The 15358-nt window shown below is 37.6% G+C and carries 20 protein-coding genes and 1 pseudogene; 19 read left to right on the top strand and 2 right to left on the bottom strand.

The features are described 5' to 3' along the window. The first annotated feature begins 174 nt into the window (after positions 1 to 174). The 7 genes from FPZ45_RS25480 to FPZ45_RS24615 all read left to right on the top strand — a co-directional run bounded on the left by FPZ45_RS25480 (position 175) and on the right by FPZ45_RS24615 (position 4313). Positions 175 to 726: a hypothetical protein gene (locus tag FPZ45_RS25480; RefSeq protein WP_186438561.1), complete on the top strand. Its 552-nt coding sequence runs from the start codon at positions 175 to 177 to the stop codon at positions 724 to 726. Positions 727 to 753: 27 nt separating this feature from the next. Continuing rightward, the gene (locus tag FPZ45_RS24645) at positions 754 to 1089 is read left to right on the top strand and encodes a hypothetical protein (protein WP_144707316.1); all 336 of its coding nucleotides are present in this window, start codon (positions 754 to 756) and stop codon (positions 1087 to 1089) included. A 121-nt stretch (positions 1090 to 1210) separates the two neighbouring features. Then, positions 1211 to 1639: an SMI1/KNR4 family protein gene (locus tag FPZ45_RS24635; RefSeq protein ID WP_144707315.1), complete on the top strand. Its 429-nt coding sequence runs from the start codon at positions 1211 to 1213 to the stop codon at positions 1637 to 1639. A 35-nt stretch (positions 1640 to 1674) separates the two neighbouring features. Beyond that, on the top strand, positions 1675 to 2151 hold the full coding sequence (locus FPZ45_RS24630; protein WP_144707314.1) for an SMI1/KNR4 family protein: 477 nt from the start codon (positions 1675 to 1677) through the stop codon (positions 2149 to 2151). Positions 2152 to 2558: 407 nt separating this feature from the next. Further along, on the top strand, positions 2559 to 2822 hold the full coding sequence (locus FPZ45_RS24625) for a hypothetical protein (protein ID WP_144707313.1): 264 nt from the start codon (positions 2559 to 2561) through the stop codon (positions 2820 to 2822). Between the two features lie 102 nt (positions 2823 to 2924). Further along, positions 2925 to 3629, top strand: a complete 705-nt coding sequence (locus FPZ45_RS24620; protein WP_144707312.1) for an Imm3 family immunity protein — start codon at positions 2925 to 2927, stop codon at positions 3627 to 3629. Between the two features lie 243 nt (positions 3630 to 3872). Next, on the top strand, positions 3873 to 4313 hold the full coding sequence (locus FPZ45_RS24615) for a hypothetical protein (protein WP_144707311.1): 441 nt from the start codon (positions 3873 to 3875) through the stop codon (positions 4311 to 4313). A gap of 260 nt (positions 4314 to 4573) precedes the next feature. On the opposite strand, the gene istB is transcribed toward FPZ45_RS24615, so the two are convergent. Continuing rightward, on the bottom strand, positions 4574 to 5164 hold the full coding sequence (gene istB, locus FPZ45_RS24610) for an IS21-like element helper ATPase IstB (protein ID WP_246120584.1): 591 nt from the start codon (positions 5162 to 5164) through the stop codon (positions 4574 to 4576). Positions 5165 to 5320: 156 nt separating this feature from the next. Then, the gene (gene istA / locus FPZ45_RS24605; protein ID WP_222430815.1) at positions 5321 to 6778 is read right to left on the bottom strand and encodes an IS21 family transposase; all 1458 of its coding nucleotides are present in this window, start codon (positions 6776 to 6778) and stop codon (positions 5321 to 5323) included. 328 nt (positions 6779 to 7106) lie between these two features. On the opposite strand from istA, the gene FPZ45_RS24600 reads away from it, so the two are divergent. The 12 genes and pseudogenes from FPZ45_RS24600 (at position 7107) to FPZ45_RS24550 (ending at position 15187) form a co-directional block, all read left to right on the top strand. Beyond that, the gene (locus FPZ45_RS24600) at positions 7107 to 7994 is read left to right on the top strand and encodes an ankyrin repeat domain-containing protein (RefSeq protein ID WP_186438560.1); all 888 of its coding nucleotides are present in this window, start codon (positions 7107 to 7109) and stop codon (positions 7992 to 7994) included. Between the two features lie 179 nt (positions 7995 to 8173). Continuing rightward, positions 8174 to 8374: a hypothetical protein gene (locus tag FPZ45_RS24595; RefSeq protein ID WP_144707308.1), complete on the top strand. Its 201-nt coding sequence runs from the start codon at positions 8174 to 8176 to the stop codon at positions 8372 to 8374. A gap of 772 nt (positions 8375 to 9146) precedes the next feature. After that, entirely contained in the window at positions 9147 to 9479 is a 333-nt protein-coding gene (locus tag FPZ45_RS24590; RefSeq protein ID WP_144707307.1) for a hypothetical protein, read from the top strand. 483 nt (positions 9480 to 9962) lie between these two features. Then, positions 9963 to 10268 carry a hypothetical protein gene (locus FPZ45_RS24585; RefSeq protein ID WP_186438559.1) on the top strand — a complete coding sequence of 102 codons (306 nt, stop codon included), beginning with the start codon at positions 9963 to 9965 and terminating at the stop codon, positions 10266 to 10268. Positions 10269 to 10353: 85 nt separating this feature from the next. Then, positions 10354 to 10704, top strand: coding sequence for an Imm3 family immunity protein (locus tag FPZ45_RS24580; protein ID WP_144707306.1), 351 nt, complete (start codon positions 10354 to 10356; stop codon positions 10702 to 10704). 573 nt (positions 10705 to 11277) lie between these two features. Next, positions 11278 to 11751 carry an SMI1/KNR4 family protein gene (locus FPZ45_RS24575; protein WP_144707305.1) on the top strand — a complete coding sequence of 158 codons (474 nt, stop codon included), beginning with the start codon at positions 11278 to 11280 and terminating at the stop codon, positions 11749 to 11751. Positions 11752 to 11753: 2 nt separating this feature from the next. After that, the gene (locus FPZ45_RS24570; RefSeq protein ID WP_144707304.1) at positions 11754 to 12203 is read left to right on the top strand and encodes a hypothetical protein; all 450 of its coding nucleotides are present in this window, start codon (positions 11754 to 11756) and stop codon (positions 12201 to 12203) included. A gap of 273 nt (positions 12204 to 12476) precedes the next feature. Next, positions 12477 to 12536: pseudogene (locus FPZ45_RS26105) on the top strand (HNH endonuclease); the annotation flags it as partial. 57 nt (positions 12537 to 12593) lie between these two features. Next, the gene (locus tag FPZ45_RS24565; RefSeq protein ID WP_144707303.1) at positions 12594 to 13067 is read left to right on the top strand and encodes an SMI1/KNR4 family protein; all 474 of its coding nucleotides are present in this window, start codon (positions 12594 to 12596) and stop codon (positions 13065 to 13067) included. Positions 13068 to 13321: 254 nt separating this feature from the next. Then, complete coding sequence (locus FPZ45_RS24560; RefSeq protein WP_144707302.1) at positions 13322 to 13903, top strand: hypothetical protein; 582 nt, start codon at positions 13322 to 13324, stop codon at positions 13901 to 13903. 80 nt (positions 13904 to 13983) lie between these two features. After that, positions 13984 to 14532, top strand: a complete 549-nt coding sequence (locus FPZ45_RS24555; RefSeq protein ID WP_144707301.1) for a hypothetical protein — start codon at positions 13984 to 13986, stop codon at positions 14530 to 14532. A gap of 268 nt (positions 14533 to 14800) precedes the next feature. Further along, on the top strand, positions 14801 to 15187 hold the full coding sequence (locus FPZ45_RS24550) for an immunity 22 family protein (RefSeq protein WP_144707300.1): 387 nt from the start codon (positions 14801 to 14803) through the stop codon (positions 15185 to 15187). Positions 15188 to 15358: the final 171 nt, after the last annotated feature.

The following is a 15358-nucleotide window of genomic DNA, read 5'->3' as shown; positions in this document are numbered from 1 at the left end:
AGAATGCGTAATACGACTTGCTCCTTAAATGCTTTGTCAAACTTCTTCCGTTGCCCCATTGAAAATCCCTCCGTCTTTTATTATAGAGGGTTTCTCTGTGTCCATCTATTCGGGGCAAGGTCAGATGCTCTAACGGATGGTTGGTCTTAGGGCAGAAAAATTGAAATTGAGGAGATGGGAAAACCAAAACTAAAACCGGAACCAGCACCAAAACCAAAACCGGAACCAGAGCCAAAACCAAAACCAAAATCGGAACCACAACCAAAACCAAAACCAAAACCGGAACCAGAGCCAAAACCAAAACCGGAACCACAACCAAAATCAAAACCGGAACCAGAGCCAAAACCAAAACCGGGACCAGAGCCAAAACCAGAACCACAACCAAAACCAAAACCGGAACCACAACCAAAACCAAAACTAGAACCAAAGCCAAAACCAGAACCAAAGCCAAAACCAGCGCCGAAGTCAGAACCAGAAGCAGGGATTAAGGGGACGGGTAATCCTCTGAAGAAGTATTCAGTAGAGTTAGATCCGGGTTATTTAGGAAAACATCCAATCATATTGGATATAAATAATCCATCTAATATTAGGATTCCATCAGGAAATGAAACAGGTGCATGGCCTGAATACTGGATTCCAGGTGGATACACGAGTGGTGGTGTTCCAGAGGCTGTGGTCGATCAGATTCCATCAGGAGGATATACAATATCTGATGTTTATCCTTAACAGTAAATTCGAAAGAAGGAATTATTTATGGAGAGAATACACCAGGGGAATGGTTTTGCCATTATCGAGAAGGGTGATAAAATTCAAATTACGTGGCCGCAAGGCCCATATGGGTACCCTGTTTTTTACGATATCTCTAAGGAAAATATGGAGAAAGCACTAAAGTCAGACCAGGATGCATATAAAGTAATGGTTTATGCGGAGACGGGAAATTGGCCTTTAGAAAAAGACGAACAGATGGAAAAAAGAAAAGCATTTATTAGACGTTTTCCCGAACTATTGATAAAAGTACCCGAGAATCAGGATTTATTTGATGAAGAAGAATTAAAAATATTGCTTCAACAAATAAATGAAGGATTTTAAAAGGGTGAGTGTATTACTATGAACATCAGGTTTCGGGTCACACAGGTGGTAGAGCAATTTGGGGTGGTGGAGAAGACGGTAGAACAGGTAAACTGAAGAATAGTATTTTGGGGATGATACAATGGGACGAGTAACTTGGCTATTTACGGATGGAGCGATAGATGAGCAAGTAATTATTGCTGTGGAGAATTCATTTGGTGTTAGATTTCCAGATGATTACCGTGAATGTATAAAAAAAAATAACGGTGGTTACCCTGAGCCTAATATTTATGATATTAATGATGATGAGGGTGGAGCAGTCTTTGATTGTCTATTAAGTTTTACAAGCAAGGATGCGAATATAGAAGTTGTTTATGAATTAACTTCACTTCCGGAAGGTATTATTCCATTTGCAAGAGACCCATTTGGGGGACTGATTTGTTTTAATTACTGTGATGCTAAAGATTCTCCGACAGTAGTTTTCTATGATGAGGAATCAGTGAATGAGGATAAAATTAAATTAATATGCGACTCCTTTTCTGAATTGATTGATAGATTATACTCTGATTGAGAAAAACAAAATGAACAGGAAAGAGGGTTAATTGTATGAAAAATTTAGATTTTGAATATTCTTTTACCCCTATTGGTATTAAAGAAATCGAAAATTTTGAAAATAAGTATGATATATTGTTCCCTGATGATTATAAACAATTTTTGCTGTCTAAAAATGGAGGGAAAACTGAGCAAAGAAGATTTAAAACTAATGATACAACTAAGAAAGGCGTAATAACATCGTCTGTTTCAATGTTTTTTCCTCTATCAATAGAAAATGAAATAAATCTAGAAGAAAAATTAAGAAGTTATAATTTGGTGCAAGTGGTACCAAGTAATTTTCTTCCAATTGGAATTGACCCAGCGGGGAGTTTGATTTGTTTATCAATTGATGGGAAAGATAGAGGTAGTGTATATCATTGTGATATGGATTACTTTGAAGAAGATAACGAGTTAAGAGAGGAATACATCCGACTAATTTCTAAAAGTTTCTCTGAGTTTGTGGATAATTTATATATTCCTGAAAAATAATGATAGGATTTAATTGATAATAGTTGGCTAATTTCTTTAATTTTAACGGGGCTTACTTTATGGTCTAACGACCCAGAGTTTATGGAAATATTGCGGTGGGGGTACCCAGTGCCGAATGAACCCATCATTCAACCAAAAACACATTTAATCCATGTAATACCTATATATTCCTCTATTCCGTTACATTAAGCAGGCTGATTATGGTCAGATATCACCATGATTGCCTGTTTTTTTGTTGCCTAGTAGCGCCGCTGGAAGGAAGGGTTGTGAAGCGCGGAAACAACATGGTAAAGGTTCATCTGGAAATCGATGGCCGCCATGATGAATAAGGAAACTGGTGGTTCCCTTATTCACCGGAAGGTAACAACTTCTTTCACTGTATGCCGGATGAAGGGGCTCGGATCAAGGTGTATTTTCCGAGAGGGATCGAGAAGAAAGCGATAGCCGTGAACGCCGCCCGCGGCGGCAGTGAAGAAATGAAGTCGAGAACGGTATTCGAGAAGCCGACAACCAAAGTATTTCATATCCCCGGCGCAGCCAAGATGGAACTGGGAGACGATGAGGTCCTGTTTGAGAAGAATACAGTCAGCATGAGAATAAAAAAAAATAAAAAACTCAAGCTATTTATTGACAAGGATACATCTGATATTTGTAATAAAATTATCCAATAATTTGACAAAAAATATTCTAAAATTACAATCGAAGTAGTTCATAATGGTGATGTCCCTATTCCACCTAAGACTTCAAAAAAATTTTCGGAGGTTTCTATAAAAATGGCCACATGTTATGAGGAGTACTCGGAATATATAAATGAGACGTATAGTGAGTTTAAAGAAGAGGAAAAAATGAGTAGTAAGGAGGCAATTGCAAGGACATTTAATGAATATGATATGTCAATGAAAAAAAGTGAGACAGATAAAGCGGTGATAAGTGTTATTATTGCAGAAATTTTAGTTTCTCATGTAAGGATTCTAAACACTTTTAAGGATTATATGATGGATACAATATCAGTACTAGATTTTAAATTAATAGAACAAGAGAATATATTATCAAGAGATCAATACAATGAATTAATTTCGCGTAAAGACAATGTTCTTAAACAATTGGATTATAAACCTTTGGATTATTATCCAAGAGTATGTTGGTACTATGAAGAATTGACAGATGAACTTAATAAATTCTTTGATCAAATCAACACAGACACCATAAATAAAGAAGAAATAATTGATAGAGTTCTTAATCGTTTTGAACGAGATTGTAAGAATACACTGAGTGAAAAAATAATCGTGTATACAACGCTAGCCGAAAATCTTTTGAAACTTGGAAACACAAAAATAGAAGGCTTATATAGGATTAAAGAGGAGTTGCAACTATTCCATGTGGAGGATATTCGTGATGAGCAACTGATAGAAGAGGAAAGGAGGGACCTGGTAGTAAGAATTTATAACGTATTAGAGCAATTCAACAATATAAGTTAATAAATGTGAATTTGGATACACGGCCAACAAACCAATATTAATTTCAAAATTCTCGATAGATTTTTTAATAAGACTTATTCCAAGGAATAAGCCTAGTTTATTGATAGATTAACGCCAATAGACGAATAAAAATAATTTAGAGAAAGAATTGACCTTGTTGTGATTTTTTTCTCTATATGCAAAACTTACGATTTAATATTCTCTAGACCAAAAGTTGACTAAATATTGAGAGGGTTTTGCTTTGTGGTGAATGATGTAATATTAAGTAATTATTCGCTGTATAAAAAGTATACACTTTGGAATGGTAGTGACTATAAAATTGTAGATATGGATGCAGTTGATGGCAAAGTGCAAGGGATTTCTGGATATACGGAAAACAAAAATATGGTTGGTGTTTTTGTAAAGAATAATGATGTATATTTCTTTTTAGATAATAAAGAACACAGAATTTGTATAGATAGTTTCGAATGCTCAAATAGATATACCGATAATAAAATGAGAAATTTTAAGTTAATAGATCAAGGTGATTTAATTTGTGAAATAATATATGAACCGTATATTGATCCAGGAATGATAATTTATGATTCTGATCCCGAAGAATTTGATTTTTTACTTTTTTTAAGTAACAACATTTTACAGAGTAAAGAAACACTTTCTAATTTTATTATTGCACGGAACAAATAATGAGCATCAGAATTGATTGGTATAGGATGTGGTTTTTTTCCCATGTTCTTGTCTCAGCGATGATGAATAGACTAACCCAAGTACAGAATGAATCGGGCGGGTAAGCCCAAAATAATGATTTTTCGTTACGCTAAAACAGGTCGATTATGGTCAGTTACCACCATTGTACGTTTGCTTTTAAATGAAATGTTTGTATTTCGTCAAGCAAAATTGCCCAAAAAAATCGTGCATTTTTACCCATCATCGTCAGGGGTAATTTCTCAGCGCTCCTTCATTAGTGCATGCTTCATTCTGTAGCTTTCGCCTTCAAAAACGAGCAAGTGTCCATGGTGCGCGAGTCGGTCAATCATTGCGGCCGCCATCTGGTCGTCCGTAAAGACAGACCCCCATTTGGAGAATTCGAGATTGGTTGTAATCACAAGGCTTCGGCTTTCGTAGCTATCGGCAATGACACGGAATAGAAGCTGCGAGCCTTCCTTGTCGACGGGAATATAGCCCCACTCGTCCCAAATCAGGAGCTGGCAGCGCTGGATCTCGCTCATAAACCGCTCAAGCGTGCCGCCGCGCCTTGCTTCAGCCAATCGCATCACGAGTTCGGCGACCGTGTAGAACTTCACCGTCATGCCCAGTTCACAAGCGCGAAGGCCCGTCGCAATCGCTAGGTGCGTCTTGCCGGTACCAACCGGGCCGTAAAGCACAAGGTTTCGCCTGCCTTGAATAAACGTCCCATCGGCCAGGTCGCTCCACGTTAGCGACGACGGCAGCTTCATACCATGCCTGTCGTAACCCCAACGTTTTGTAGACGGGGAATCCGGCACGGCTGAGCAACCTGGCTCGGCGACTGCGTTCACGGCTCTCCATCTCCTCGGCAAGAACACGGTGGAGGAACTCCTCTTGTTTGGGAGTCGCCTCCGTTTCACATAGTTGTACGGCACGCTGGCTAAGCACTAGCTTTTTGCAGAAGACGGAGATCTCGCTGCGGAGCGTCTCGCGTTCGCGTATCAGGCTCATTCAACGGAACCTCCTGTCGTTAGCAGCAGCTCATCATATACACCGAGATTAACGCTGCTCGTTTCTTCAGGTTCAAACGTCGAGAGCCTCGCCGCCAGCACCACGCTGTTCGCGCTTGTCAATCGTCCGAGCTGCGAGGCCTGCTCCATCGCCTGCAGCGCCGTGTCAAAATCGTATCGGCTGGAGAGATCCTGCATCGTGCGAAGTGCTTCTCGAAGCTCAGCGCGGTCCAGTCCGTCCATTTCCTCTCGTAGCCGGTCGGGAAGCGCCTTGCGAATCAGACTGTTTCTCCAGGCACCCGGGCTTTGTAACAGGCGACTGAGCGTGGTCCGCACATCGACGCTATCTGTCCGCTGCTTACCGAACATGCGGATATGTATGCTAATCGGATCGCCGCTCGGGGCAAGCGGTTCAACCGTGTGGGCGCCGATTCGGACAACGAGTTCGCGACCGGCCCACTCTGGAGCGGATGAGTAGAAGTGCTTACCGTCGACCAGGAATTTGCCGTAGCCGTCGGTCTTCACACGTGTGTATCGGCAGGCGCCAAACGGCGTCTTCGGTAGATAGAGAAACACCCTTTTGTCGTCTTCAAACAGTAGGTCAATGGGAGCGCCCTTTTTGTAGTGCTCGCGCTGCCAGTCTGTTTCGCACCGCTCCAGAAGCTCTCGGTTAAATGCCTGCACATCGGTTACGGTCGGAAGGGGAACAAAGAGGTTACGTCGCATGTAACCGACCTTGTTCTCGACGTTTCCTTTCTCATGGCCGGCGTACGGATTGCAAAAGGTGAGCTGAAAGCCATAGTGCGCTTTGAAGCGCAGGAACACTTCGGCGATCCGCACATTTTCGCTGACCCGGCGGCCAACGCCGCTAGCGTTATCAAAGATAAGGCGCGTAGGTACGCCGTCGATGCGGTGGAAGATATCCTGCAGGCCGTGCGCAACACACTCTGCCGTTTCTCCACCGAATAGCTGCACGTAACCGGCATTGCTATAAGGGAAGCTCACACACAGATACTTGTACATTCGCTTCTCGCCAGCGGCATCGTAGAAATCAGCTTCACCGAAATCGACTTGTGCTTCGCCCGGCTGCCAGTCGAGCTCAAGCGTGCCTTCCTGATATCGATACTCACGTAAGCTCTTCACGTAGCGCTGGACGATCGGATAAGAGGCGTCATAGCCCTCACACTCAGCCATGAGTCGCTTGTGAATTCGCATTGCGGTGTGCCGCTGCTTGTACCGGTTTTTGCGATCTTCCTCCAACCATTGCTGGATAAGCGGTTTGAACGGATCTAGCTTGGAAGGCTGAGTTTCCTTCTGTTCTTTCGGTATTTCTTGAAAGCCATCTGCCGCCATGTATTTACTAACCATCTTTCGTGTAATGTTCAGGCGTTCGGCAATTGCGACCGGTCCCAACCCCTTCGCCTGCAATTCTTTAATCGTCTCGACTTGGCTCATCTTCAGCATCTCCCGTCCCCGCACCCTTCATTGAATCGCTACGAAGGGTATCGGTCTCTCAATCGTCATTCGTTTTACCCAGGTCGATCATGATGGGTAATTTTGCACGATTTTTTTGGGTAGAGCATGATGATTTTTCGGGGTACTTTTACTTTACGATAGACACTTACTGTCATCTCAGGAGCTGGAACAGCATTGGGCGCGACAAAGATCGGAATCAGTGTGGAAGAGTTAAAAGCATCAATACCAGGCAGTCAGTTCATCTATGCCGGCCAAACACGGTATACTGAAGTTAACCGACATATTATTAATGAACGGAGAGTTATTAATGACTGTCTACTACAAAGATTTGACTTATTATTCTCTTCACCATTTTGAAAATGCACAAAACATTGGATGGATAAATGGAGTCAATGTTTATAAAAAGGGAATTGTATCAAGTGATTTTATTGAAAACTTAAGGCTATATACAATTAAATCTTTTAACGAGATCAGAGGGAACGTGAATTGTAGTTTATGTAGTGATAAGTTTACTACACTCGGTTTATCAGAAATCCGGGTTATTAGTAAAGATGGTAAGAACAAATATGCATCTCCAAGCATGATAATTCATTATGTAACAGAGCACCATTACTGCCCTCCAGAAGAATTTATTAGGGCTGTAATTGATGGACCTAAGCCAGGGTCTAATGAATATCAAGAATATGAAAGACGTTACAATATTGAATGTTTATGGGGGGAATCGGATGAAATAATTGATAATTCAGAGAAACTGAGAAACGGTATCATAAATAATGATAGAAAAATGATTAATGATAATTCTACTCTTTGTAATATAATTACAAAGGACGGATCGCTAATAAATGTAGCTATTAAATCAGGGAATGTTGAAATGGTAAATGATTTAATTCAATTAGGGGCTGATTTAAACAAGTTCAATGGGATTGAATTGAATAATGCAGTTTTAGAATCTGAAAATGAAATTGTTAAATTGTTGTTGTCGAAAAATATTAAGATTGATGTAAGTACGCCTAAACTAAACCCCTTGTTTACTGCTATTCGTAAAGGTAATTATGATGCATCTAAATTATTGTTGGAAAATGGAGTAGATGCTAAAATAAAGTATACTAATGAGTTTATGAAAGATATGGATGCGGTTACTTTGGCGAAACATTGCAAACAAGATAGTATTATTGAATTGCTTGAGAAATATTGATCAATGTAAATTTAAGATGGAGTGAAAAAATCTGTATTCGTTGTTACTTGCAACCCAAATGCCAAAAAACAACCCTTTTATTAAAGTAGCATGTCATGAAATTACATAGAGTGAGCTTTTAAAGGAAAACTTATTGGAAAAAATAGATGAATATAACGAATATATGAGGAGAATACTTTATGGATATTAATAAGAAAGAACCAACAGAAGCAGAATATGCTGTCTTATATAATGCAGTCGATGACTTTTGTGAAAAAGGAAACACTGACATCGCTTGCCCCCGCTGTGGCAAAAAACTTGTATTTCAAGGAAACTCTACTTCGTTTATTATTTCCTGTGAAGACAGAGGATGTATTGAACTTTCTGAGAGGGGATTATAAATTAGAACTTGGTATGGTGGGGCTGCCCAGTTACGAATGAATCCATCATTAAACCAACAATAACCCAGGTAACACCCGTTATAAAGATTTCGCCATTTTGCATGTACGTACATCCAATGCTAATATTCTGTAACCTAAATTAAGCTATTCCGATACACGAAGCAGGTCGATTATGGTCAGATACTACCATGTTTGACCTGATTTTTTTCTTAATTTTTAACAAATTACTTGTGCTTCTCCTATAAGAGGACGGGTAATGGTAGTCTTCCTTGGGAAGCTCAGAATCCTATGTTCGGGGGAGACTGGGAAGCATATTTCCAAAGCTAAATATGGTGATGATGCAGTTGAGTCGGTTACTAAGGGTAACGGGACTATAATTTATTATTCAAATGAGTTTACACGCATTTAACAACACCGCAAGGAGTATCCAAAGCTGGTGCATCCTAATATTGATGGAATTTATGATGTTAGTTATTAAATAGGAAAACAAGAAAGAGGTCAATATCTTTATAATGGTGAGTTTAAAGCTTCAACTTACAAAAAAACTTTGTATGACCCGAAATTTTTTAGTGATGCAGATATTAAAATTCTTGGAAAAGAAGCCTTGGAAACAGGGTACATTGATAACTACAAGAGGAGGGCAAAAAGTTATACAAGGAACAGCGTCCAATGGTTTGAAATTTGTAGGATGGATAAATCCACATACAGGTGAGATTGATAGTTACAACCCTGTATTAAAGAGGAATAACTATGGAAATTAGGAGGACCACAGATGCTAGAAAATGAATCGTCAATTATTCAAGATTATTTTTCATTTTTGAAAGGTGAACTTATTGAGGTATTGGAATGTCTATCGAAAGGTGATCCTTGGCAGGATCATATGATGGGATATGAGTTACCTGAGCATTCTGATGGAGTTGATTCAACTAAGGACGGGATAACGATATTTATGCAAACGTATGAGTATAATGAAATCAATATAGAAAATTCGAAATTTTATAGCTGTTTAAATGAAATTTGTGATGAATACCTTATCGAGAATCCCCATACTAAAGAAATAGTTGATTCTTTAATGATAAAGGTCAAAGATATATTGAAAACTTAGCGAAAAAAATCACAATTGAATGAAGGCTTCCTAATGCCGAATGAACCCATCATACAAAAAGTATCACATATAACCCATGTATTACATGCATAAAGATTTCTCAAACTCTCTGTACGCACGTCAATGCTTTACTTTTATACCCCAAATAACGGTTTTCCTTTACATTGAACAGGTCGATTATGGTCAGATACCACCATGATTGACCCGTTTATGTTATCTTCGTTTTCCCTCAGGTTTTTTGAAAATGCTACGCAACTGTAGAATACGTCGCCCCGATAGAGAGGAAGAAAAGGCAAAGCATCGTTTGGAATAGTTTGCGACTCTTAATATTAGTACATATTTGTAAGTGTACCAGGTTTACAAGTGCAGAAAGAGCGATACTCTCTAAGAGACGCAATTACAAGACTGTGAAATGCTAATATAAAATTAAAGTATGTCAAAGATTTATTGTATATAGATCAAAGATAGAAAGGAATGGTTTTCTTGATGTTATTTGAAATTAGCGGATATTTTGAAGTTAAGAATAAAGGTATAGTTATTGGTGGTGTAAATCCAGAATTAGATAATTTGAGTTATGGAAAAATTAAAGAGATGATTGGAGAGTCTGTTTTAGTCATAGATTCGGAAGATAATGAACAAGTTTTTGAGGCGGTCTCAATACAAATATCTACTTCAATAATTAATAAAAAAAACATTGGGATTTGTATTGGATTTCCAAGAAATATAGGTGTTATAAAAAATGGTTCGAAAGTATATAGTAATGGGCCTCTGACAACACAAAATTATTGACAGACCCGTACAAGCATTAAAGCCACAATGCGAGCTAGCCGCTCAAAGGTGGTAAGGAAATAAAGTAGGCAGAAAGGAGAATACGATGCAAGAATGGGACTACAATGAGCTGACCGAATATGTTGAAGAGGTATTCTGTAACTCAATTAATGATGGATTAAATGCTCTGCAAGCTGGGGGACGATGTTTGAATGAATTTGCAAATGTAATTGAAGAAGGTGAAACTGAGAAAACCATATTTTATATTAGTTTAGCTCATTTACAAATTGGAAAAGGAATACTATCCGTCCGAATCTATGAGCAAGTCGATGATATTATTAAAGTTTTTGATATTAATAACTTTGTTGATGAGCTAGGTTTAAATTATGCTAAGGATTTAAGTCTGCGTATCGAATCACTTAAAACAAAGATGCAGAGTGTCGAAGTTATCAGTTGAATTATATGCACATTACATCAACCAGGGCTGGGGCTACCCAGTGCCGAATGAACATATCATTCAATAAGTAACACATCTAACCCATGTAATACCCGTATAAAGATTTCTCCATTGCGGTTGTACGCACATCAAATGCTTTATTTTCATAACCTAAACAATGCTTTTTCGTTAAGAAATGCAGGTCGAATATGGTCATACTACCATGATTGAGCTGCTTTTTATTATGTTCGCTTTCTCACAGGATTTCCTAAATATTATGTAACTGTAGAATACTCCGCCCCGATAGAGAGGATGAAAAGCTAAAGCATCTATTGGTGTTAGTTAGCCCGAATATTAAGTGCCCTATAAGCGTAAATTAGTGACGATAACAACCCCTAATGGTAATCCAAGAATCTTAGGTGCAGCGGTGAAAATTCTAGAGCAAATAGCCCCCAATGGCCCAGAAACGCTTCGGGAAAAGTTCATCTGTGCCATTTTGCGAATCATGTTCAGGTGTGATAAAACAGTTTAAAAGCAGTTTCCTAACGTTGATGATATAAAAAGTCATGGACCACGTAAAAATAGGTGATAACAATGGATAAGAAAGCAATAGTCAGTTTATTGACTGAATATAATATTGCAAATGATAGCGAGATTCAAGGATTTACTGCGTCGGAAGTGAAGAAGTGCGAACAAGCATTAGGGTTAAAATTACCAGACCAATACCACGAGTTTCTATTGGCAATAGGTCATTATGCAGGATTGCTTTTTCAAGGAACAGATATATTATTTCGAAATGTAGGTGATCTTTTAGAATTAAGAAAAGAAGCTGAAGACCTTTTGATAGAAAACGAAGAAACCTTTATCCTACCAACGGATGCTTTTGTTTTTTCTATGCATCAAGGGTATGAATTCAATTTCTTTGTTATATCGGAAGGTAATGACCCTCCAGTTTATCAGTATGTTGAAGGAGATGGCCCTCCTGTTTTGGTTTGGGACAGTTTCAGTGCATTTCTGAGAAAATCAATAAATTCATGTGCTCAAGCCATTAGGGATGGGATTGAATAAAAATGTTAGATAAAGATACTGAATACGCTTTTGCGAAGATCAAATTTATTGAAAGATATAAGAGTCTAGCCGCAAAATATCAATTTAATATTAGTGAGAGTTTTGAGAAATATGAAAGTAACCAAGTAGTAAACATTATTAATGAATTAGGGTTCGAGGCTTCATTTAATAAGAAGGAAAAATTCTTTAAGATTACAGAAATGCATGATGATTATAAGTTTCAATTCAATATCTCTTTGAAATATGGCGTAGCAGAATTTATATGGTCTGTATGGAAAAATTCTGAGCTTAAGATGGGTGGGACATGGGGATTATTAAAAGAACAACTAGATGGTCTGGAAAATGATAAAGTGAGGAAGCCGATATTCCGCAATTACGATGAATTGAAAGAAATATTAGCTGATGCGTTTTTAATTTATGGAGATTTTAAACGAGAGTATATGCAGCAATAGGCAAGACCAGGAAGCAAGCCCTCGTATCTTTATTCCGTAAAAATGGACTAGAGGAGATAAAAGTTGTTGTTACACCAAAATAATTTTCATTATTAAATTATCTAATATTTTTTGCGATGATTGGTAACCCAGTTATCGCTTTTTGTTATTTAAAATAGCTTTACAACCTAGGGGACGGGAAAAGCTGATAATGGGAGTAAACCACCTCCTAAACAGTTCCAATGGCTTGATTTACAACTTTCAGGTGGGAAACGACCACATGAAACAACATGACATCATTCTGAAATTGACGGTAGAATGGAATTAGTACCTTTTGGAATACATATTCCATAAATCATCAAGGTGGAAGAGCTCCAGGTGGTTGAGCACATGCTAATAGGGAGAGAAAAAATGAGATTGGATGTTAAAACAATTGTTTTACCATTGCCGAGCGATGAGTTATTAGGTGTAGTTGAACGAAGTTTGAGAGTTTCATTTCCCGAAGCTTATAGACTATTTATTAAGGAGAATAATGGAGCTGTACCAATCACTAATTTGTTTAGTTTTAACCAGCATGATTATCTTATCGAGAAATTTTTGTGTGTACTAGATGAAAGTGAGTCTGATCCCATAAATGGTTGGTATGATATTGAAGTTACTATTGCACAAGTAGGGGATAGATTAACTGACAATGAAGATTTAGTGGGAATGAATGTAGTTCCTATCGCGGCGCTTTTTTCAGGAGATTTTATTTGTTTGGATTTCAGAGAAACAGAAGAGCCTACTGTAGTTATTTGGTTCAATGAAGAGTCAGAGGAGTTTTCTCCTGTAACACAAAGGGTCGCCCTCAATATATCTGAATTTTTTGAAATGCTTAGAGAGTAGTGCTTTGTCTGGCCTATCCACTTGAAATCTAAGTAGGATAGATCTTTTTTGAATTTAATAATGATTCCCTAATTCAGCAAGAATGCGGATACGATTTTCTGAAAGGTAAGTTAATCCTCCTTGTCATGGAGTCTGGTTATTTCGCGAGAAAACTTTTGGTTCATATAATGCTTCAACTTTTAGTTTGTCGAAATGTTCTTTTACAGTTTCAGAAGATAACCCCAAGTATATTATTGTTGAAAGGGGATATGAAGTTGTTTATCTTATTAGAACATTCATTACGTCCATTGAAGCTTCGTGGCAAAAAAGTAACTCCATCAACAATAATTCCAATGCATATAGAACAACTAAAACCCACTGAATACATTGGAATCAGAAGTGGAAAAAGGGTTAGTGCTTTGAATTTTGGCGGACATATTACGCCAGATCCAGAAGCTAAAGATGCATTTTATCTATCAAAAGTAATGCCTGTAACACTAGATGAATCTGCATTAAATGCTATAAACGGTGATATTTTTGTACCTGCCAATGAAGCCTGTTCGGTTGAGATACTAACGGTGAACGAAATAAGGGCAATTAATTGGCCCGATTCAGTAAATGGTTACTGGATATCTGTATCGTTTTATCAAAATGATCAATTCAAGGGTAACGGATGGTTTTACAAAAATGAAGGAGGCAGCGAAGATATATTATTAAATGGAGATTTAGAATATAAGGGGGGCACGACTATTATCAAAGCAATTCGACCTCTCTTTCAAAAAACAGTTGAATGTGAATGCAATGGTTTAGTAAGTAAAGATTACTGGGATTATAGACCCGATGTTGAAATCATATAGGATATTAGATTGCAGTTATGTAATAGATGCCAAATAAAGTTTGCAGTAAATCAGTTTAAAAAAGGAATGGTGCTTGATTAATGCAAGAAGAAAAAATGAATTATGGTTCAAAGGTATGTATGCAATTTTCTAATGAAGAACTTTGGGAACATCTTATAACTAAATTCAAAAATAATCCAGCTGTAGCTATAAAAACATTGTCTGATGATGATAGAGAGATAGAAATAACCTCAAGTACACCAATTCAATTTATATGTTTTGACGGAGAGAAACAGGATTTGTTTATTAGTTTCAATGGAAATCACACATCAATTTTTGTTAAAGATGAAGAGATCATGTTTATTGATGAGAATACAAAAGGTATATATACAACAAGTGATACTTTTGGAAATGTTGTATATGAGGGAGAGTTAAATCTCTCACATGTTGAGATACTATCTTTATTTGCTGATGTTATTTCATGTTTTATTGGTGCCGAAGAAGTTGAAATAATTGAGAAAGAAGCTCCTTACGATAAAGAGAATAAGCAATACGAGTACTATAAACCTCATAGTTATGAAATCGATGTAAAAAATGAAAATTTGGAAAAAAGGATTAAATCTTTTGATAATATCACCATAAATTATTAATTGAGCATTCTACATGGGGCTGTCAAGGTTTGTGTGAACCTATTTACAAGCCCAACAACAAGATTGTAAAATATGACCAATAAAGCGATGGATGTGTCGTTGAACGGTCTGAACACGCTGGATAATCACTGGCTTGGTCATTTATGGAGTGGTTTTTCTAGAACTTGATAAATCATCAGGGACGGAAATGAACTCTTTCGATACTTTTCAAGTTATGTTAAAAGAAGCACTGTCTACAAGACTTTATTGATTTTTTTTCAGGAGGGTTATGGAAACTGAAGGAAATGTATCTTTATGGATAGGTAATATTCAGTCCGCTGAAGATTTGGATAGGTTGCTCGCTGTTTCTTATTCTGATGAAGGAGATTTTATTCCATCTATATTTGCTGAACACTTTGAGATTCATAGATATGATGATGAGGTAAGAGAAGCAGAATATTATGAAGAAGCAAGTAATGACCTGAATCAATTACTTGAAGGATTCTCTTATGATGATGAAATTGTCCCGAGATTTGATACGCTAGTGCAGGAAGAACTGCCAAATGATATTAATGCAGTAGTTTTACTTTATAACTTTAAGTATACTGGGAAAATTATTGAAGCTACAATTCAATCCACTTACCTGAGATTCTTAGGTACGGTAGAATATCAATAATGGGGCTACCCAGTGCCGAATGAATCCATCATTCAACCAATAACACACTTTACCTATGTAATACCTGCGTAAAGAGATTTCGTCATTTCGTTCGTACACAAAATAATACTTGATAATTTCAAACTAAAGAGCTCTAAAGCATTACATAAGCAGGTCGATTATGGTCAGATT

Origin of the sequence: Cohnella terricola (genome assembly GCF_007786475.1) — a bacterium.
Taxonomy (GTDB): domain Bacteria; phylum Bacillota; class Bacilli; order Paenibacillales; family Paenibacillaceae; genus Cohnella; species Cohnella terricola.
This window is presented reverse-complemented; position numbering and strand designations above follow the sequence as displayed.